This is a genomic window from Skermanella rosea (genome assembly GCF_016806835.2).
GTDB lineage: Bacteria > Pseudomonadota > Alphaproteobacteria > Azospirillales > Azospirillaceae > Skermanella > Skermanella rosea.
Map to the genome: position 1 here is coordinate 3,045,410 of NZ_CP086111.1, position 19,763 is coordinate 3,065,172.

The following is a 19,763-nucleotide window of genomic DNA, read 5'->3' on the forward strand; positions in this document are numbered from 1 at the left end:
GGCGTACCGCCGGGCATGCTCAGTTGAGCACGCCCGCCTTCACCATCGCCTCGCGCACCGCGGTCCGCGTCGCGTCCGTCACCGGAACCACCGGCAGCCTGACCTCCTCGGAGCAGAGGCCGAGCAGGCTGGCCGCGTACTTGACCGGCGCCGGGCTGGTCTCCAGGAACAGGGCGTGGTGGAGCGGCATCAGCTGGTCGCGCAGCCGCTCGACCGTCGGCCTGTCGTTCGCGGCCCAGGCGGCATGAAGCTGGCTGCACTGGGCGGGAGCGACGTTGGCGGTCACCGAGATGCACCCATGCCCGCCCTGCGCGAGGTAACCGACGACCGTGGCATCCTCGCCGCTGAGCTGGCAGAATTCAGGCCCGATTTCGACGCGGGTTCTTAACGGTCTGGTCAAGTCGGCCGTGGCATCCTTGACCCCGACGATATTGGGAAGCTTCGCGAGACGTGCCATAGTGGCGACCGTCATGTCGATCACGCTGCGACCCGGTATGTTGTAAATGATGATCGGAATTTCTACAGCATCGTGGATCGCCTTGTAATGCTGATACAGACCTTCCTGCGTGGGCTTGTTGTAATAGGGCGTGACGGTAAGCACGGCCTCCGCGCCCGCCTTCTTGGCGTGACGCGTGAAGGCGATCGCCTCCGCGGTCGAGTTGGAGCCGGCGCCGGCGATGACCGGCACCCGGCCGGCGGCCGCCTCGATGCACAGCTCGACGACGCGCATGTGCTCCTCATGGCTGAGGGTCGGGGACTCCCCGGTCGTCCCGACCGGAACCAGCCCGTTGGTGCCCTGGCCAATCTGCCAATCGACGAAGGACTGGAAGGCTTTCTCGTCGACTTTCCCGTTCTTGAAAGGCGTCAAGAGCGCGACGATGGACCCCGAAAACATACCGACCTCCGTACCGGCACAAGAAATAAGGCCGGCACATTAGCCGTAGCGGGCTGGTACGGCAAGTGCGCCCGCCCCGCCCATGCGCTGGTAGTCGGCCTGATGCTGGCCTTGTCCGTCGCGGCCGGTGCCTGGATGCCCGGGGCGGCGGCCGCCGAATTGGACGAACGCGACCTGTCCCTCTACCGCACCGCCTTCAGGGCCGCGGAGAGCGGCCGCTGGGACGAGGCGAAGGCCCTGGCCTCCCAGGCCGGGGAGCCGCTGCCGGCAAAGGCCATCCAGTGGCTCGACATGGCGCGGCCCGGAACCGACGCAAGCTTCGACTCCATCGCCGCCTTCATCAGCGGCAACCCGGAATGGCCGAACCTGAACACCCTGCGCAGGAACGCCGAACTGGCGATGCCGCTCTGGATGCCGGCCGCCGACGTGAAGGCCTGGTTCGAGACCCATCCGCCGCTGACCGGTGGCGGCACCTTGCGTTATGCCACGGTGCTGCTGAACGACGGCAAGACCGCGCAGGCCGCCGAACTGGTGCGCGAGCGCTGGGTGGCCGGCGGCTTCGGCCTGACCGAGGAGCAGGATTTCCGCTCGCGCTTCGGGGACCTGCTGCGTCCCAGGGACCATCTGGCCCGGTTCGAAAGGCTGATGTGGGACAACGAGGAGTCGGCCGCCCGCCGCATGCTCCCCCTGGTCGGCAGCGGGTATCAGGCGCTTGCCGAAGCCCGGTTCCACCTGGCCGGCATGAAACGGGGCAATGTCGACGCCCTGATCAACAAGGTGCCGCCCAGCCTGCGCAACGATCCCGGGCTGCTCTACGAGCGCGCACGCTGGCGGCGGCGGAAGGACCTGGATGCCGGCGCGCTGGAGATCCTGTTGGACAAGCCGGCCGAACTGGGGCGGCCGGCGGCGTGGTGGACCGAGATGCACATCCTGGCCCGCCGGTCGATCGAGCGCGGTGCCTACGCCGAGGCCTACCGCATCGCCTCCAGCCACGGGCAGGCGGACGGACTTCCGCTCGCGGAAGCCGAGTTCCTGTCGGGGTGGCTGGCGCTGCGCTTCCTCGACAGGCCGCAGCAGGCGCTGAAACATTTCGAGCGGCTGTACGCCGGCGTCAGCGCGCCGATCAGCCGGGCGCGAGGTGGTTACTGGGCCGGGCGCGCCGCCGAGGCGATGAAGCAGCCGGACGCGGCGCGCGGATGGTACGGACTGGCGGCCCAGCACGTGACGACCTTCTACGGTCAGCTTGCACAGCAACGCCTGCGCGCACCGTCCGCCGGCGCCCTGCCCGCGGAAGCGCGGCCATCCGCGGAAGCGGTCGCGGCGTTCGGACGGCGGGAATTGCCGAGGCTGGCCCGGATGTTGAACCGAATCGATCCGGTCGCCGACCGGGAGGGGATCTTCGTCCGACGGATGGGGTCGAACGCCAAGACGGCGGAGGAGTACGCCCTGGTCGCCGGGCTGGCGCGCGAAATCGGCCGTGCCGACCTGGCGGTGGCCGTCGCCAAGCAGGCGGTACAGGACGACATCACGCTGGCCGATGCCGGTTATCCCGTCGTCGCCATGCCGCAGCTCGGTTGGCTGGAACCCGCGCTGGTCCATTCCCTGATCCGGCAGGAAAGTACCTTCAACCAGAACGCGATCAGCTCTGCGGGCGCCCGGGGCCTGATGCAGCTGATGCCCGCGACCGCCAAGCAGGTCGCGAGCCAGTTGGGCATGGAGCACACCAACGGCCGGCTGACGGCCGACCCGGAGTACAACATCGCCCTGGGCAGCGCCTACATGAGGGAGTTGCTGGACCGCTTCAACGGCTCCTACATCCTCGCCATCGCGGGGTACAACGCCGGGCCCGGCCGGGTCCGCGAATGGCTCCAGACCAATGGCGATCCACGGGCGGAAGGCGTGGACGTGGTCGACTGGATCGAGTTGATTCCGATCTACGAGACGCGCAACTATGTCCAGCGGGTGATGGAAGCTCTCCACGTCTATCGCGCCCGCATGAACGGCGGCACGGCGAAGCTGCTGCTGGAGGAGGATCTGAGACGGTGAAACCATGCTGACCGGCATTTCGGCCTGCGTCTTCGACGCCTACGGAACCCTGCTGGACGTCCGGTCGGCGACCGGACACTTGGCGGGAGAGCTGGGAGACAAGGCCGACCAGGTCGGCGCCGTCTGGCGTACCCGACAACTCGAATACACCTGGCTGCTGAGCCTGATGGGAGAGCATCGGGACTTCTGGCAGGTCACGGGCGATGCGTTGGACTACGCGCTGGACGCCGCCGGGATCCAGGACGAAGGGCTGAAGCACCGGCTGATGGAGCGGTACCTGTCGCTCGACTGCTATCCGGACGTGGCCCCGGTCCTGACGGACCTGCGGCGGGCCGGATTGAGGACCGCCATTCTGTCGAACGGAACGCCCGGCATGCTGGCTGCGGGTGTCGCGAGCGCCGGGATCGCGGACGACCTTGATGCCGTCCTCTCGGTCGAGGAGGTCGGCATTTACAAGCCGCACCCGTCGGTCTATCAGCTCGCCTGCGACAGGCTTGGGCTGGCTCGCGAGCAGATCTGCTTCGTGTCGTCGAACGGGTGGGATGTCGCCGGGGCCGCGTATTTCGGCTTTCGGACCGTATGGCTGAACCGGCTCGGCCAGACGGGTGACCGGCTTCCCGGAACCCCGAAGCTCGTGATGCGCGGCCTGGAATCCCTGCCCGGCCTTGTCGCCCGCAGGAATACCTGAACAATCCCGCCGTCTTCCGTCACCAAGGGTTCGCCTATGTCTTCCGCATCCCCGCCCCCCGATGTCGGCCACCTGCCCGGTTATTCCGACGTCGTTGCCGCCGCCGAGCGGCTGGCCGGGCGCGCCGTCGTCACGCCGCTGCTGGAATCCCCGCTCCTGAACGATGCCTTGGGATGCAGGCTGCTGGTCAAGGCCGAGGTGCTTCAGCGCACCGGCAGTTTCAAGTTCCGGGGCGCTTTCAATCGCATCAGCCTGATCCCCGAAGCGGAACGCTTGCGGGGCGTGGTGGCCTTCTCGTCCGGCAATCATGCCCAGGGCGTGGCCGCCGCGGCCAGGTTGCTCGGTATCGCGGCGACCATCGTGATGCCATCGGATGCGCCCGCGATCAAGGTCGCAAACACCAGGGCCTGGGGCGCGCAGATCGTTCTGTACGACCGCTGGACCGAGGACAGGGAAGCGATCGGTGCGCGAATCTCGGCGGAGACGGGCGCCACGCTGGTCCGGCCGTACGACGATCTCCATGTCATGGCCGGCCAGGGCACGATCGGCCTGGAGCTGGCCGACCAGGCGGCAACTGTCGGCGCGCGGCCCGACATGGTGCTGGCGCCCTGCGGAGGCGGCGGAATGATCGGCGGAATCGCGCTGGCCTTGGCCGGAAGGCTGCCGGAAGCTGCGGTCCATGCCGTCGAGCCGGAGGGATTCGACGATACGCGGCGGTCGCTGGCGGCCGGCAGGCGCCTCTCCAACGATCCGGGCGCCGCGTCGTTCTGCGATGCGCTTCTGGCTGCCCAGCCGGGGGAGTTGACCTTTGCGGTCAATGCGGCGCATCTGGCGGGAGGGATCGCCGTCACCGATGCCGAGGTCTGCCGCGCGATGGCGGTGGCGCGGGACCATTTCAAGCTGGTCGTCGAACCTGGGGGCGCAGTGGCTCTGGCGGCGGTGCTGGCCGGCAGGATATCCGCGTCGGGCAAGACGGTCGCGGTCGTTTGCTCCGGCGGCAATGTCGACCCGCTCGTCTATGAAAGGGCCCTGGCTGCCGCCCATGGCGCTGCCGGCTGAGGATGCAGGGCGGGGACCATCGGTCTCCCGCCCCTTGCCACGGTCCTGATCCGGGAGGTCAGTCCGCGGCTTCGATCCGCTCGCGGTCGTTGGCGATGACCCAGGTCGTCACCAGGTCGGCCATCATTCCGGTCCTGCCGCATTTCGGGCATTCGGCCGCCAGCGCCGGACGACGCTGAACGAACGGACCCCCGTGGGCGCAACCGCAGTCAACCAGATAGCCGCCGGGGCGGCGTTCGATGATTTTCATTGCATTTCCTCCATCCGGGAGCACCAACGGATGAGAGATCGATTCCGATCCAATTCCCGGATGGCTAAACCGTCAGTACGTATGCTTACAGACCTAATCGCTCTCCCGTCCTGCCGGGCGAACGTCCATATTCTTCGAACCAGAACGGCTTTCCGGCAGGCGATTTGCGTCATGGACGATACCAAGAGCACGAATGTCAGCCCCTATCTGCTGCGACCGCTGCGAAAGCTCGAGGAGGTCATGGCCATGCGCCACGAGGACCAGCAGGGGAAGACCACCCGACGGCTGCCACCCATGACGCGCGACGGGCGCTATGTTCTGATCCTCGGGGGGAAAGGCTGAGCTGGGCCTCCGGTACTTCAGCAGGGCCGGACGGTATTAAAAGGTTCATTTGCCTTATGTTCCAGCACCGAGTATCCGCACCCGATCCGTTGAGACGATCTCCAGCGAAGGGTGATGGGCGGTGAGTTACGAAAAGTACGAGCGGATTGCTCCTCTTTACGACGTGCTGGACAAAGCCTACGAAGTTTCCTGGAAGCGGCGGCTGCGCAATGATGTATTCCGCGACGCCGGCGGGCTGATACTGGATGCCGGTGCCGGTACGGGATGCAACATTCCCTTCTATCCCAGGAACGCGCGGGTCATCGGCGTCGACAACAGTCCCGGCATGCTGGTCAGGGCCAGGAAGCGCGCAGCCAAGGAAGGCGTCAGCGCCGAATTCCTGGAAATGGATCTCACCAGGACCAGGTTTCCTGACGACCATTTCGACGTCATCGCGGCGACCTTCGTGTTCTGCGTCCTGCCGGAGGAGCTCCAGCTCCCGGTGCTGCGAGAGATGCACCGCATCTGCAAGCCGACCGGAACGATCCGCATCCTGGACTACACGATGTCGAAGAAGGCGCCGGTCCGCCTGATGATGCGCGTCGTCTCTCCCTGGCTGAACTTCGCCTTCGCGGCACGCTACACCGCGCAGTACGAATCCTATCTTCCGGAAGCCCGGCTGGCCCCGGTGAGGAACGACTTCGTCATGGGGGACGTCGTGAAGTTGCTGGTCCTGAGCCCGGAAGGGAAGCAGGGCGAAGACGTGTCCCAGCGGGAGTTCGCGGCCCTGCGGCGCGGGTGATACCTGCGGCATTCACTTGTCGGCTTCTGCTTTCGGGACGATCGTGCCGATCGCCCGTAAAGCGCATGGTCATCGCTCGGCCAGGGACGGAGCCGCCTGCCGGAGAATCCTGGAAACCGGCAAGTGGACCGTCACGCGCGTGCCGACACCGGGGGTGCTGGCGATCAGCAGGCGCCCGCCATGCAGCTCGACCAGCGAGTTCGTGATCGGCAGACCCAGTCCAGTCCCCTCGTATCTCCGGCTCAGGCTGGATTCGATCTGGGTGAACGGCTCCAGCGCCATGTCGATTTCGGCTTTCGTCATCCCGATCCCCGTATCGGCGACGGCGATGTCCAGACCGCCATCGGGCGCCGCAGCGGCGGAGACCGTGACGCTGCCTCCGCGCGCCGTGAACTTGACCGCGTTGGACAGCAGGTTCAGCAAGACTTGCTTCAGCTTCATGGCGTCCACCAGGACGTGGGGCAGGTTCTCCTGGATCTCCAGCGTGACCCGGACGTCGGCGCTCTCCGCCCGGCCGATGACGACCCTGATGGACGCCGCGAGGATCTCCGCGATATCGCCGATGTCCTCGTAGAGCTCCATCTTCCCGTCCTCGACCTTGGAATAGTCCAGGATGTCGTTGATCACCCTCAGGAGATGACGCCCCCCGTCGCGGATATCGCGCGCATATTCGGTGTAGAGCGGCTGTCCGGTCGGGCCGAAAGCCTCGTCGGCTATGATCTCGGAGAATCCGATGATCGCGTTCAGGGGCGTGCGCAGTTCGTGGCTCATGTTCGCCAGGAACTGGCTCCTGGTACGGTTCGCGAGTTCCGCCTGCTCCTTTGCCTGGCGCAAGGCCGCCTCGGCCCGCCGCTGATCGGAGATGTCCCGGGCGATCAGCAGGACCAGGGGATCCAGTTGGCCGCCTATCGGCACACCGCATGCCTCGACGCACACCGGGGTGCCGTCGAAACGGGCGAGCCAGATCTCGCAGGGGGCGATCTGCTCCCCGACGAGAAGCGCGGCTTCGATACGATCCCGGATCTCCTGCGACGTGACGCCGTCCACGAGATCCAGCACCGGGCGGGCGAGCAGTATATCGGCCGATGCTGCGCCCACCATGCGGATTCCGCTGCCGTTGATGTAGTCCACCCGCCCGTTGCGGCTGATCAGGATCAGTTCCGGCATGGCTGCGACGATGGAGACATAGATATCGTCAGCCGGCAGGCCCGGTTCCGGAGCGGTCGTCGCCGGGGCTGCTGCCCGGCTCATCTGCCGCCGCAGCCGGAACTGTAATGCCATGGCCGCCGTCGCGATCGCGGTCAGGATGGTGATGAGCGCGGCCGCGAAGGCATCGAGCACGCCCAGGGCCGCCAGGCCGAGCGTCGCCCCGACGGAAACGCAGAGGATCAGGACCCCATGGAGCGCTGCGCGGCGGACGGTACATCCAAGAGGGCCGACAGGAACCGTCTCCATCGAAGTGCCGTCCTTCAAGCTTCACAATGGGACCTGCCAATCCTGCGCCCGACAGGTTGATAATTTACTAAGTGTCGGAAATTTGTTTCATTTAAAGGTGGAAAGTCGTTCTATCAGCTCCCGTTTGACGATTTCCGCACGGTCGTTGGTCACTTGGCAGGTTCCGGCCGCCGCATGACCGCCGCCGCCAAATTCGAGCATGAGCGGGCCGACGACGACCGGCGACGTGCGGTCGAGGATCGACTTGCCCACCGCAAAAACGGTGTTCTGCTGCTTCACGCCCCAGAGGACATGCATGGAGATCCGGCAATCGGGATAGAGCGCGTAGACCATGAAGCGGTTCCCCGCATGGATGGTCTCCTCCGACCGCAGGTCCAGGACGACGAGATCCTGGTGAACCGCCGCGATGCGGGCGACCTGCTGCCTGAAAAGCTCCTCCTGGGCAAAGTAGAGTTCGACCCGTTCGGCGACGTCGGGCAGCGCCAGGATGCCGTCGATGCCGTGGTCCCGGCAACGGTCGATCAGTTCCATCATGAGTTGGTAGTTGGAGATCCGGAAATCCCGGAACCTTCCGAGTCCCGTCCTCGGATCCATCAGGAAGTTCAGCAGGGTCCAGCCGGTCGGGCGCAGGATGTCGTCGATCCCGTAGTCGGCCGAATCGGCTTGGTCGACCGCCGTCATCATCTCCTCGGAGATCCCGGTGAACCTCCCTGCCCCGCCGTAGTGATCGTAGACCACGCGGGCCGCCGAGGGCGCCTTGGGGTCGATGACATGGTTGGGATGCTGGCCGACGCGCCTGGTCTCGCTGAGATGGTGGTCGAACGCCAGATGGACGCCGGCCACGTACGGAAGGTTGGTCGTGATGTCCAGGGGACCGATGGAGATCACCCCGTCCTGCATGTCCTTGGGATGGACGAACTTGATGTCCTCGATCATGCCCAGTTCACGAAGGAGGACGGCGCAGACGAGACCATCGAAGTCGCTTCTGGTGACCAACCGGAACTTCCGTCCGTCCATCCTGCACCCACCCGTCAAATCCTATGGAGTTAGCCCTTATTATCACTTCCGCCGGCACGGTCAAGGCGTGGCCGGTCCTGCCCTTCCCCGATCACGTTGCAATCCCCGGGCGGCTTTGCTTCTATCGCTGGCCGCGTGGCCTTACCCTCCGTACGGATCAGCCGACACCGTGACCGCCATTTCCTCCAGATCCCCGACGCGGCCCCCAGTGCCTTTCGTGCTTTGCGCCGACGACTACGGTTTGTCCCCGGGGGTCAGCTCTGCGATCCGCGATCTGATCGACCGCGGCAGGCTGTCCGCTACCGGTTGCATGACCGTGACCCCGTTCTGGAAGGATCACGCGACTTGGCTGACCCCCTATGTCGACCAGGTGGACGTGGGGCTGCACCTGACCCTTACGGACCAGCAGCCGATCGGCGCCATGCCCCGCACCGCCCCCGGGGGCCGGCTGCCCTCTCTCGGCGCGCTGATGCGGCTGGCCTACAGCGGCCGCCTGGATGCCGGCGAGGTGGATGCCGAACTGAACCGCCAGATCGACGCCTTCGAATCCGCGCTGGGCCGGTCGCCGGCCTTCGTCGACGGCCATCAACACGTCCATCAGCTCCCCACCATTCGGGAAGCCGTGATCCGCGCCTTGACCGGACGGCTGAAGGAGAAGAAGCATTTGGTGCGCGAACCATACTTAAGATCGTGCCACGACAGCGCCTCATCTATCGCCGCGCGAGGCATAGCGATCCCTAAAACCTTTTTCGTTTCAATGTTATCTGGAGGCTTGCGGAAACTTGCGCGCAAGCATACGATTGCCACCAACAAAAGCTTTCGGGGAGTTTATGAATTCTCCAGACCCGTACCCTTCGGTACGATGATGGACCGCTTCGTCGAGGATTTGCCAGCACCTCGGGCAGGCATCGCGCTGGTGATGTGTCACCCCGGCATTCCTGATGATGCCTTGAGAGCGGTCGATCCGGTGGTCGAGCAGCGCCGGGTCGAGTACGAGTGGCTGGGCGGGCACGGATTGCCCGCTCTGTTGAGCAAGCGGAACCTGCGTCTGAGCAGGTTCCGGGAGTAGGATCCGCTTGGACTCGGCGGCAATGGCATCAAGGGGTCTTCTGGTAAAAGGGAACGCCGGTCAGTTGAAGTTGCTGTGATGCAGGGTCCAGACATGGCTCTGCAATGCGGTCCGAACCCGCCTGAACTCATCCTGGATCTGCAGCATTTTCTGGTTGCCTTCTTCCCGAAATCCACGCGTCGGCATGTCGCGACATCGGGCCAGAAGCTTGACCAGGCGAATCGCCCCTATGTGGGTGGAGCTGCTGCCCAGGGAATCGGCGTGCTCCCGGAAGCTGACCACGTCCCCTTCGTTCAATGCCTTGACCATCGCATCGATCAATTCGGCACCATCGGTGAGGAAAACGGAGATGACGTCCTCCAGAAAGCCATTGTCGGGGTCCAGCGACTGGAGCGCGTCCAGCGCATCCTCGTCGATGCAGGGCTCCGCGACGGTGGAAAACCGGGGATGGGCCGAAATCGACGCGACCACGCCGGTCTCCAAGGCCTCGCGGGCACTCAACGATGCCGCGCCGAGACGATCGACCGCTTCGAGCAGCCGGAACTCCTCGACCGGTACTGGAAGCACCTCGTTCATTCCGGCTGCGATGCAGCGCTTGCGGGCCGGATCGGTCAGCCCGGGGACCAGCCCTACGATCGGCAGATGCGCATCCTCCGACCGCATGAAGCGGTACATGCGGACGAGGTCGAGGGCATTGGGGTCCCGCAGTTGGAGGTCGAGCAGCATCACGTCGAGGCCACCCTTGTGCAGCAGGTCGAGCGCCGTGTTTCCGTCCTCGGCGATCAGCAGGGTATGCCCGGCACGTTCGAGCAGTCGGCGAAGGCTCCGCAGGCCGAACCGGCTGTTCTCGGCGAGAAGGATCCTGAACCGCCTTCTCGGGGGGCCGATGGTCCGACCGAGGAAGGAGCCGGCGATAAAGGCCGACTGGGCAGGCAGCAGCAAAAGCCCCACCGCGACTCCGACGATCAGGAACGGCGTCTCGGACAGCACGCCGGTGAAGGCCGCCACCACGGACAGCCCGGCGACGCCGCCGGCCGACGCCAGGATCAGGCCGGCCCTGCCATCGCCGAGGCCGCTGGCGAGCGCGATCCCCAGGTAGCAGAACATCCAGACCTGCATCGGCGGACCGCCCAGGCACAGCAGCGCGGTCACGCAGACAAGGTCGGCACAGGCGGCGCAGATGCGGCGCCTCCGACAGGCCTGCCTGCGTCGAAGCAGATCGATCAGGATGATCCAGCCGCCGAGAGAACCGGCCTGGAGGATCAGCATCGCGGCTTCCAGCCGCTCGACCTCCGGAACCGGCGAAACCGCCATGACGCCGGCGGCGTAAAGCATCATGACGGTGAGTCCCACGATGCGCAGGATCGCCAGGACGACCTCGTCGACGCACCGGAACATGATCTCCCGCCACGCATCGCGCAGGGCGCGCCGCCATGCGATCCATCCGGTCCCGACCGGTCCCGCCGCCAGCAACGCGACCGTCAGGATCGGCATCAGCAGGGACTCGACGCCGGAAAGGGCGTGGAACGCCAGGGCCGCGGACAAACCCAGCACGGCGGAGCCGAATGAAATCACCAGGCCCCGGACCCGGCCCGGAGGAGGCGCAGGCAGGTCGAGTTCGCCATCGGGGCCGATGGTCTGGTCCGGGATCTGCCCGGTCATGCCTTTTCTCCATCGCCGGTGCGGGCACAGGCGGTCACGTCCATCGACACGGTGACGATCCGCACGATGGTGCCGGCCCGGTCACGCACGGGTGTCTTAAGCGTAACCAGGGTGCGGCACACGCCGTCGGGCATCTCGACCTCCTCCTCGAACGGCGTCATCGGTTCGCCTCGGGCGGCCACGCGCCGATCCAGCGCCATGGCACGCGCTCCGCCGTCGCGCGGCAGCAGATCCGCAGGGGATCGCCCGACCGCCCGTTCCGCAGTAACTCCCAGTGCCGCCGCATAGGTACGGTTGACATACTGGTACCTTCCATCCGGCCCAGTAGCGGAGACCATGGCCGGCACTGTGTCCAGTACTTCGACGAGGTCGCGACAACGAGCCACGGTTGCGCGCACTCCCTGGCCACGTAGGAGCAGGTGCTGGCGTCTCAACGTCAGCAGAGTCCGCACCCTGGCGCGGAATTCCAGCGGGTCGACCGGCCCCAGGAGAAAGTCGTCCGCCCCTGCTTCCAGCGCCTGGCGGCGCAGCCTGGCATCGTCGAAGGCGGTGACGACGACGACGGGCACATGGGTGCGATCCGGCTGAGCCCGGAAACGGCGGATGAAGGCGGCGCCGTCCAGGACCGGCATCTTGAAATCGGTGATGCAAAGGTCCGGACAGTTGGATGCGGTCCAGTCCAGGGCCTCCACCGGATCGGCAAAGGCGTGGACGATGATGTCAGCGGCCAGCGATCCGGCCAGCTTTGAAAGGATCTTCAAATTGATGCGGCGATCGTCCACGACGACGACGATGGGCATAGGTGCGCAATGGGCTCGGGGCGACTCATGGAACTAGCGCGCGACACCCCATAACCGACACTGCGGCATCGCTCAGCATGCACCCTACCCAATCATTCTTGACGGGAAGTTACCAATCCGTGGACACGTAATGATAATGGAACGAACCTATAGAAGGCAGGTTCTCTCCGCTGCGCGCTCCAGTTCCAGGTCACGCAGCTTGAAACGCTGGATCTTGCCCGTTTCAGTTCGTGGCAGGGCGGTCATGAACTCGACCGCGCGCGGGTATTTGTAGCGGGCGAGATGTTTTCTCACGAAGGCCTGAAGTTCCGCTGCCAGTTCGGGGCCGCCCCGCACGCCGTCGGATGGAACGACGAAGGCCTTGGGGACGGTCCCTCGCCGATCGTCGGGAGAAGCGACCACCGCGCACTCGCGCACGGCGTGATGCTCCAGCAGCACCTCCTCGACCTCGATGCCGGAAATATTGTATCCGGAGGAAACGATCATGTCGTCGGTGCGGCCCCGGTACCAGAAATAGCCGTCGTCATCGACCAGGAAGGCATCTCCCGGCAGGTTCCAGCCATGCTGCACGTATTCGGCTTGGCGGGGATCGTCCAGGTAGCGACAGCCCACCGGGCCACGGATCGCCAAGCGCCCCACCCGCCCGGCCGGAAGCGGACGGAAAGTCTCGTCCACGACCATGGCCTGATATCCCGACAGGGGCTTGCCCGTTGCGCCGGGGCGCAGCGCATCGGGCGGGTTTGCCATGAAGGTATGCAGCATCTCGGTTGAGCCGATAGTATCGATGATGGGCAGGCCGGTTGCTTCGAACCAGGCATCGAAGGTCCGGCGGGGCAGCGCCTCTGCTGCCGAGATACAGGCGCGCAAGGTGGGAAATGCCCGTCCGCGCCCCAGGTCGGCCATGGCGCGATAGCCGGTCGGAACCGAGAAGATCAGGGAGACGCCGTGTTCGGCCATCGCGTCGAGCAGCGCCTCGGGCGTCGCTGTCTCGACCAGGACACTGACGGCCCCGAGCCTCAGCGGAAACAGGACCGCCGCACCGAGGCCGTATGTGAAAGCCAGGGAGGACCCGGCGCAGAACACGTCATCGGGTCCGGCATTCAGGATCTCGCGCGGCAGCCCTTCCGTGACGGCCATCAGGTCGCGCTGGAAATGGACGACGGCCTTGGGGCTCCCTGTGGTTCCGGACGTGAAGGCGATCAGGCAGACATCGCCGGCGTCGGTCGCGAAGGCCTCGAATCCGGGCGGCTGCTCCGCCATCCGTTCCGTCAGCTCGCCGAACGGCAGCACCACCGGCCCGGCGCCCGTCGCGGCATCCAGGGCGGCCAACTCCGGCAGTAGCCGATCGTCGCACAGCGCCAGCCGGGCTTCGGCCTTGGCGCAGATCACGCCGAGCTCGCGGCTGCGCAACAGAGGCATCGTCGGAACGACGACTCCACCGGCTTTCGCGACCGCCAGCCAGCAGGCGACCAGCATCGGCGAATTCGGAGCGCGCAGCAGGACGCGGTTGCCGGCAACGAGGCCGAAGCCGCCGGTAAGCACCGAGGCGATGCGATCGATCCGGTCAGCCAGTTCGGCATAGGTGGTCACCCGTCCCGACTCAGCTTCGATCAGGCATGGCCGGGAACCGCGCCCCTCGCGCACATGGCGGTCCACCAGTTCGACGGCGATGTTGAGCGGACCCTCGAAGCGGTATCTGGGCTGGTCGAAGAGTAATTCCGGCCACTGGTTCCGCGGCGGCAGCCGGTCGCGCGCGAACGCGTCGAACCGGCCGGCGTTGCCGCGTCCGGCATCGGGAGTGGGCGAATCGCCTCTGCCGCTCGTCTGGGACATGACTGGTCGTACCATGCAGGGATGGCGGTCGGCAACCGGACCCCGGAGCGCCGGTTGCCGCTGGCTATCTGCCCATATAGTCGTCGATTTCCGTCTGCTGCATCACGTGGGTGGTGCCATGGATGATGCCGTTCGCCACCTGCATGATCTTGTGAAGCATTTCGACGGAGGTCGAGCAATCGAAGCGCAGCCGGTCGGAATCGTCGGCGGCGATCGCCGCCTCCATTCGGCCGAGCGTGAACAGGATCACCGCATCCATCTGCGCGATCGTCGCCTCGAACGGGGAGCGGAACTTGTTCGGAACATGGTCGTAGGCCTCGATCGCCAGTTCCTTCTCGGAGAAGCCGCTGTCACGGAAATGCTGCTGATAGGACTTGGGATGCCAGGCCCGGCAGTCCTCGACCATGTCGGGCATATCCGGAACCATTTCGATCAGCATGACGATCTCGTTGAAATGGTTCAGGTAATCCGTGGCAAGCAGGGTCTTGCCGGAGATGTTCGCGTCGCGGACGCGGTCGCGCCATGCCACGAAGTCGTGAAGCTCGTGTTCCGGAATGCCCTGGAGAATCTGGGCGTCGATTTCTTCTTCAGACATAGGCAAATCCGGCTTGACAAAGAAATACTGCAAAAGCCCAAAGATACATCAACCTTGACAGGTACGCGACGGTACTAAACCCGGCGCGATCGCAATGATATCCCATGGACACTACCAGAAACCATCGGCAAACCGGTGGGATTTGCTAGCCGGAATGACAGAGGAACGACGAAAAGAGCCGCCCGCGGGCATAGGACCCGCGTGGCGGCTTCGCAGTGGCTGGCGGTTCAGGGAGGAATCACACCATTGCACTGGGAACACGCCTTTGCCTGCCAAGTTCCGAAGAATTCTTCAGCCTCGAACCGTTTCAGGATGAAGGGCATTTCGGTCTCTTCGGCTTGCAGAACACGAGCAGACTCGGTGTCCGGCAGGAAAAGAAAGGGTGCGTCGCCAGATGCCTGACGGCCGCACCCTAGGTCGGGAACACTTGCCTCACCCTCAGCTAGGGCTCATTAACCTTATTCCGCAATCCCTTGCAGTTTGGTTAACGACACCGCCGCTCCCGGCATCCCTTGCAGGCTTGCCGTCGGAGCTGCCCCCGATCCGCCGGTCAGTGGCCGTGCCCGTCCCCATCGGTCGCGGGATCCAGGAACCGGTGCATGTGGACGATGAAATAGCGCATGTGCGCGTCGTCGATGGTGGCCGCTGCGGCACCGCGCCAAGCCTTGTAGGCCTCGGCGTAGTTCGGAAAGATGCCGACGATGTGAAGCTTGTTCGGATCGACGAACTCGGTCGAGTCCGGGCTGACCAGCTGTCCGCCGAAAACCAGGTGAAGCAGTTGCTTGTTGGGCACCGAGAGCCTCCTTCTACTCAGATCGGGAGGGCGGTCCGGTCCAGTGGTCCGCCAACGGCCGCGAATCCGCCGGCAGAGCCGCCATGGCGCCCGATGACCGCCCGCTGGCCGCGCTATAGCATGGCTGAACCCGTGATGCCCGAGCTATACGAATCCCGCGGCGGCCATACGATGGAGCTGCGGCGAGATGCCGCTGAAGCTGCGCTTTCCTCGGGAGAGGGGCTGCACCTGTTTCATCCCATGGTCATCGGACGGGTCCGCTCGACACAGGGCATGGCACGCCCCTCGAGGACCGCGTCCAGCCGCGCCAGCCCCGCTTCCCAGGAATGGTATGCCTGGACCCGGGCGCGGGCGGCGCGCCCGACCGCCGTCCCCAGCGGCGGGTACAGGGCGGCAAGCACGGCCTGGGCGACGTCCGCTGGCTCCGCGGCAAGCCAGAGGTCCTGCTCGATCTGGTCACGGAAGGCGCCGAGCGCGCCCGGCGTCGCCACGACCGGCCGTCCCATCGCCATCGCCTCCAGCACCGGACGGGGATTGGGCAGGCTGAAGGGGGCGACCACGACGGCGGCGTGGGCGAGCCAGGGGCGCATGTCGCGGACACCGGTCGCAAGGGTGACGCCGGGGCAAGCCGTGGGCGGTGGAAACCCGGAGCCGAGATCCCGGGTAGCCAGGATCAGCCGGCAATCGGGCGCCGCGGCGCGTACGCGGGGCAGCACCTCGACGGCGAACCACTTCGCGGCATCGACATCGGCCGGCCCATCCAGCGCACAGGCCATCAGGATCGAGCGGCCGCCGAACGGCAGCGGCGGCGGGTAGCGGCCATCGTTGGGCGAGAAGCGGACGGTGTCGATGCCGTCGGGAACATGATGGATCCGGCCGGCGACCTCGGGCAACAGCCGTCGGAGCTTGGCGACCGCGGGTGCCGAGTTCAGAAGGCTGGCATCCCAGGAGGCAAGGCGGTGCTGGTCCAGCAGCAGCATCGCGCGCAGTTCCCGGGTCCGGAGCCAGCGCCAGATCCCCTGGGCGGGCCGCCACTGCTCCGTCGCCGACTCCCCTCCCCAGGGGTTGCCGTCGATATCCGAACGGTCGAGGACGCGCCGCGCCGGCAGGTCCGGACGCATCAGGGCGTATGGCGCCATGGCGGCACAGAGCGCCAGGACGCGGGTCGGACGGCGCTCGCTCCAGATCCGCTCTACCCAGATCGACAGCCCGGCATCCCTGCCCGGCCGCAAGGGCCGGTTGAACCCGAACAGGCCTGCCGGGCCCGGTCCCTTGGCTGCCGGTGGGCAACCGCGGGCAAAGAAGACGCTGTGGCAGAACTGGCGGACGAAACCCTCCTGCCGCCGATCGATCGAGTCGTCCGCGAAGCAGCCGAGATGGACCCGATAACGTCCCGAAAGATACCGCAGCATACGCCAGGCGCGTGGCGAGGCACCGGATTGCTCCGGGTGCGGAATGTGGGGAGTGAGAAGCAACAGGTCCTGCATCGCGATGGGATAACCCACCGCTCTGGGGCATGGTTCCGGGACTGGAACGAACACTTTCGAGCCACCGGCACACTGCTCGCAACGGCAGTCCATGGGCACGACCTTGACAACCGTTCCGCGTCCTTCGACTCTCCGCGCTGAAATCAATAAAACCCATTGCGAGGTATATCAATCATGCGGAAGAGCAGCATTGCCGCCGTTGCGGCCATCGTCGGTGCGCTCCTGGTCGGGACCGCTATCCTGTCCGCCGGCGTCCAAGCCGCCGACGATCCGGTGAAGGTCCGCAAGGAAGGCTTCGACGGCAACAAGAAGGCGATGGGAGCCATCAAGAAGATCCTGGAGGATGGTGCCGACCTGGGAGGCGCCGCCGCCCCCGCGCAGTCCCTCGCCTCCTTCGCCAAGCAGGTGCCCGGGCTGTTCCCGGCCGGGTCCGACAAGGGCGACACGAAGGCCAAGCCGGCGATCTGGACCAGCCCCGCCGACTTCACCGCGAAGGCCCAGGCGTTCGAGACGGAAAGCGCCAAGCTCGTCCAGGTGATCGCATCCGGAGAGAAGGCGGCGGTTCAGAAACAGTTCGGTGCGGTCGGCGGCACCTGCAAGGCTTGCCACGACGCATACCGGGCGGAATAGCCCCTAGTCCCGACCGGACCGCCGCCGGGGGGCTGCCTCGCGACGCTGGCCGGTCAGGCGACCGTCACCAGCGTCGCGACCAGCGCCACGGCCAGAGCGGCGATCAGGGCGGCCGGCAGCAGCCCCGCTTGACTTGGCGGGTCCACGGTGATTCCGTCCGGGACGATCTTGCGTCCCGTCAGCATCGGCCGGACGAGATTTTCCCCGCGAAGGAGCAGATATCCCGCGATGACGGCGACGTGTACCGCGATCATCGCCAGGATCAGGTTGAATGCCAGACGGTGGACCGTGCTGAGCAGTTTCACCACGGCAATTCCGGCATGGGGGACCAGCGGCCCGTCGACCAGGATGTCGTCGCTGGTGAAAAGGCCGCTCCCCGCCTGCACCGTCAGGACCAGGAGAAGCGCCGCGACCATCCATCCGCCCAAGGGGTTGTGTCCGAGAACAGGGCGGGGGTGCGTGCCGGATGACCGCAGCTCGCGCAGATGCTCGAAGGCCGCCGCCGGCCCCTTCAGGAAATCGCTGAACCGGGCGGACCTGCTGCCGACGAAGCCCCAGGCCAGACGGAACAGCAACAGCGACAGTATGAAATAGCCGCTGACGAAATGAACACGCATCCAGCCGAGTTCGCCGCTTGCCCAGGAGGTGCCGACCGCCGCCACCAGAAGCCAATGAAACAGCCGGACCGGCAGGTCCCAGACGGCCACGGAACGCGCCCGGGCGCTCTTATCATACTCCTTCATGATGACTCCCTGGCATGCTACGGTAGGTCCGTTGATGATGCGGCGCGAATGGTTGACGGCCGGCGGTGGCATTCGCCGGCCGCGCGGTTATCGGGGCGATCATAGGGCCGATCGAAATCCCGCAAAGGAAGAACAACAGCGGCCAATCGCCTCTGTCGGCAATGCAACGGCGGGCACTATCCCGAAAGACTTAACCTTTCGCGCAGCAGACAACATCGTTTGCCGCACTACTCTTTATGCTCGCTCAAAAATGAGGCCGGGGACTACACTTGCGCAGTCGGCTTGAATTCGTTCCGCGCGCGGGATAAACAGACACCATCCCTTCAAGGAACGGAAGGGGACCTGCGGAGGATATATGGAAGCGCAAGCCCGGAGACTGATGGCTCAGTTGCCGTACATGCGACGCTACGGGCGCGCGCTCACCGGCTCCACGTCGCGCGGCGACGATCTGGTTACGCGTGCGGTGGAAGCCGCGCTGGCCGACCCCGAGCGCTACCACCTGGAAGGCGACGAGGAAACGGTGACGCGGCGCCGGCTTTACGCGCTGCTCAACGATCTGTTCGATACCGAACCCGCATTGTCCGAGGCGCCGGAGCCTGGGCACCCGATCGAGGCGGCGCTGAGCAGCCTTCCGGAACTCGAGCGCCGCGTCTTCCTGCTGGTCAGCCTGGAAGAGTTGTCGACGACGCAGGCGGCGGAGGTGATCGGGGTGCCGGTGGAGCAGGTGCGGGAGGCTCTCGGCAGGGCGCAAAACGCCATGCGCGAGCAGTTGGTCGCGAACATCCTGATCGTAGAGGACGACGCGATCATCGCCTACGACCTGACCGAAACCGTTCTGGCCATGGGCCACAAGGTCTGCGGCACGGCTGCAACGATGGAAGAGGCGCTGGCGACCGCCGCTGCCAACCAGCCCAGCCTGGCGCTGATGGACCTGCGTCTGGCGCATGGCGGGAGCGGCATCACCACGGCCCAGGCCCTGCGGGAATCGCGGGCGCTGCCGATCATCTTCGTCACGGCTTTCGCCGAGGAACTCAAGCAGCGGGGCCTCGACTACCTGGGACCGGTCATCAAGAAGCCCTTCACCCGCGAGCAGATCGAGCGGGCGATCACCCAGGCGGTGTTCACGCCGCGCCCGGGCGACGCCAAGTCGACCCTGGCCGGCCGATCGGTCGGATAGCCTCACTCCGTCAGTGATCGTGATCGCACCGTTCCGGCAGCGGCGCCGGGGCCGACAATGTGCCTGCGAAGTATCCTTTCACCGCGGCGACCGGGTCGGTCTCCGACGTCAGGACGGCCTGGATACCCCGGTTCGCGCATTTCCGGATGAACTTCTCCCGGGCATTCCCCGTGATGACGACGGTGACCTCGTCCAGCGGGTGCGCACCTTCGCCCTCGAACACGTGGAAGATCTGGTCTTCCGCCAGGAACAGATCCTTGACCTTGACCGGCTCCGTTCCCGCCTCGCCCTCGTAGACGAGGAAGCTCCGGCACCGGCCGGCATGGGGAGTGATGGTCTCCAGATCGAGGCTGGTAAGGGCGAAGCGCATGCTCGGGAACTCCTGATACGACGACTGTCCCCGAACATGCGACGGCCGGCGGCCCGGCATCATTGAAGTGC

20 protein-coding genes are annotated in these 19,763 nt (G+C 65.8%); 8 read left to right on the forward strand and 12 right to left on the reverse strand.

Annotation, left to right across the window (positions count from 1 at the left end; all coding sequences use genetic code 11):
* Positions 1 to 19: 19 nt before the first annotated feature.
* The gene (dapA, locus tag JL101_RS14090; RefSeq protein WP_201070159.1) at positions 20 to 895 is read right to left on the reverse strand and encodes a 4-hydroxy-tetrahydrodipicolinate synthase; all 876 of its coding nucleotides are present in this window, start codon (positions 893 to 895) and stop codon (positions 20 to 22) included.
* 102 nt (positions 896 to 997) lie between these two features.
* Here dapA and JL101_RS14095 point away from each other — a divergent pair, with 102 nt between their 5' ends.
* The 3 genes from JL101_RS14095 to JL101_RS14105 are packed head-to-tail and all read left to right on the forward strand — an operon-like array spanning position 998 to position 4,688.
* Positions 998 to 2,941, forward strand: a complete 1,944-nt coding sequence (locus JL101_RS14095) for a lytic transglycosylase domain-containing protein (RefSeq protein ID WP_203095738.1) — start codon at positions 998 to 1,000, stop codon at positions 2,939 to 2,941.
* Between the two features lie 4 nt (positions 2,942 to 2,945).
* Complete coding sequence (locus JL101_RS14100; RefSeq protein ID WP_203095740.1) at positions 2,946 to 3,629, forward strand: haloacid dehalogenase type II; 684 nt, start codon at positions 2,946 to 2,948, stop codon at positions 3,627 to 3,629.
* Between the two features lie 36 nt (positions 3,630 to 3,665).
* Positions 3,666 to 4,688 carry a threonine ammonia-lyase gene (locus JL101_RS14105; protein ID WP_203095742.1) on the forward strand — a complete coding sequence of 341 codons (1,023 nt, stop codon included), beginning with the start codon at positions 3,666 to 3,668 and terminating at the stop codon, positions 4,686 to 4,688.
* A 58-nt stretch (positions 4,689 to 4,746) separates the two neighbouring features.
* On the opposite strand, the gene JL101_RS14110 is transcribed toward JL101_RS14105, so the two are convergent.
* On the reverse strand, positions 4,747 to 4,938 hold the full coding sequence (locus JL101_RS14110) for a hypothetical protein (protein WP_203095744.1): 192 nt from the start codon (positions 4,936 to 4,938) through the stop codon (positions 4,747 to 4,749).
* 171 nt (positions 4,939 to 5,109) lie between these two features.
* Between JL101_RS14110 and JL101_RS14115 the strand changes: the two genes are divergently transcribed.
* On the forward strand, positions 5,110 to 5,280 hold the full coding sequence (locus JL101_RS14115) for a hypothetical protein (RefSeq protein WP_203095746.1): 171 nt from the start codon (positions 5,110 to 5,112) through the stop codon (positions 5,278 to 5,280).
* Between the two features lie 121 nt (positions 5,281 to 5,401).
* Complete coding sequence (locus JL101_RS14120) at positions 5,402 to 6,061, forward strand: class I SAM-dependent methyltransferase (RefSeq protein ID WP_203095748.1); 660 nt, start codon at positions 5,402 to 5,404, stop codon at positions 6,059 to 6,061.
* A gap of 69 nt (positions 6,062 to 6,130) precedes the next feature.
* Here the strand turns inward: JL101_RS14120 and JL101_RS14125 are convergent, their stop codons facing one another.
* Together JL101_RS14125 and JL101_RS14130 are read right to left on the reverse strand one after the other, a co-directional pair.
* Positions 6,131 to 7,516, reverse strand: coding sequence for a sensor histidine kinase (locus JL101_RS14125; protein WP_203095750.1), 1,386 nt, complete (start codon positions 7,514 to 7,516; stop codon positions 6,131 to 6,133).
* 87 nt (positions 7,517 to 7,603) lie between these two features.
* Complete coding sequence (locus tag JL101_RS14130) at positions 7,604 to 8,533, reverse strand: exopolyphosphatase (protein WP_203095752.1); 930 nt, start codon at positions 8,531 to 8,533, stop codon at positions 7,604 to 7,606.
* Positions 8,534 to 8,702: 169 nt separating this feature from the next.
* Here JL101_RS14130 and JL101_RS14135 point away from each other — a divergent pair, with 169 nt between their 5' ends.
* Positions 8,703 to 9,602 (forward strand): ChbG/HpnK family deacetylase, encoded by a 900-nt coding sequence (locus JL101_RS14135; protein ID WP_228434831.1) that lies wholly within the window; start codon positions 8,703 to 8,705, stop codon positions 9,600 to 9,602.
* A gap of 60 nt (positions 9,603 to 9,662) precedes the next feature.
* Here JL101_RS14135 and JL101_RS14140 read toward each other — a convergent pair whose 3' ends face one another.
* The 6 genes from JL101_RS14140 to JL101_RS14165 all read right to left on the reverse strand — a co-directional run bounded on the left by JL101_RS14140 (position 9,663) and on the right by JL101_RS14165 (position 16,697).
* Positions 9,663 to 11,264 (reverse strand): response regulator, encoded by a 1,602-nt coding sequence (locus JL101_RS14140; RefSeq protein ID WP_203095754.1) that lies wholly within the window; start codon positions 11,262 to 11,264, stop codon positions 9,663 to 9,665.
* The gene (locus JL101_RS14145) at positions 11,261 to 12,064 is read right to left on the reverse strand and encodes a response regulator (RefSeq protein WP_203095756.1); all 804 of its coding nucleotides are present in this window, start codon (positions 12,062 to 12,064) and stop codon (positions 11,261 to 11,263) included. Before JL101_RS14145 ends, JL101_RS14140 begins: the two co-directional genes overlap by 4 nt.
* 147 nt (positions 12,065 to 12,211) lie before the next feature.
* The gene (locus JL101_RS14150; RefSeq protein ID WP_203095758.1) at positions 12,212 to 13,897 is read right to left on the reverse strand and encodes an AMP-binding protein; all 1,686 of its coding nucleotides are present in this window, start codon (positions 13,895 to 13,897) and stop codon (positions 12,212 to 12,214) included.
* Between the two features lie 64 nt (positions 13,898 to 13,961).
* Positions 13,962 to 14,492 (reverse strand): hypothetical protein, encoded by a 531-nt coding sequence (locus tag JL101_RS14155; RefSeq protein WP_203095760.1) that lies wholly within the window; start codon positions 14,490 to 14,492, stop codon positions 13,962 to 13,964.
* 550 nt (positions 14,493 to 15,042) lie between these two features.
* Positions 15,043 to 15,285: a DUF4170 domain-containing protein gene (locus tag JL101_RS14160; protein ID WP_201070195.1), complete on the reverse strand. Its 243-nt coding sequence runs from the start codon at positions 15,283 to 15,285 to the stop codon at positions 15,043 to 15,045.
* A gap of 233 nt (positions 15,286 to 15,518) precedes the next feature.
* The gene (locus tag JL101_RS14165) at positions 15,519 to 16,697 is read right to left on the reverse strand and encodes a glycosyltransferase family 4 protein (protein ID WP_203095762.1); all 1,179 of its coding nucleotides are present in this window, start codon (positions 16,695 to 16,697) and stop codon (positions 15,519 to 15,521) included.
* Between the two features lie 249 nt (positions 16,698 to 16,946).
* On the opposite strand from JL101_RS14165, the gene JL101_RS14170 reads away from it, so the two are divergent.
* Positions 16,947 to 17,402, forward strand: a complete 456-nt coding sequence (locus JL101_RS14170; protein WP_211111082.1) for a c-type cytochrome — start codon at positions 16,947 to 16,949, stop codon at positions 17,400 to 17,402.
* Positions 17,403 to 17,455: 53 nt separating this feature from the next.
* Here the strand turns inward: JL101_RS14170 and JL101_RS14175 are convergent, their stop codons facing one another.
* A complete protein-coding gene (locus JL101_RS14175; RefSeq protein ID WP_203095764.1) occupies positions 17,456 to 18,145 on the reverse strand; it encodes a cytochrome b/b6 domain-containing protein in 690 nt (229 codons plus the stop codon).
* A gap of 379 nt (positions 18,146 to 18,524) precedes the next feature.
* Between JL101_RS14175 and JL101_RS14180 the strand changes: the two genes are divergently transcribed.
* Entirely contained in the window at positions 18,525 to 19,322 is a 798-nt protein-coding gene (locus JL101_RS14180; protein WP_228434832.1) for a PhyR family response regulator anti-anti-sigma factor, read from the forward strand.
* Positions 19,323 to 19,332: 10 nt separating this feature from the next.
* Here JL101_RS14180 and JL101_RS14185 read toward each other — a convergent pair whose 3' ends face one another.
* Entirely contained in the window at positions 19,333 to 19,692 is a 360-nt protein-coding gene (locus JL101_RS14185; protein ID WP_203095766.1) for a NifB/NifX family molybdenum-iron cluster-binding protein, read from the reverse strand.
* Positions 19,693 to 19,763: the final 71 nt, after the last annotated feature.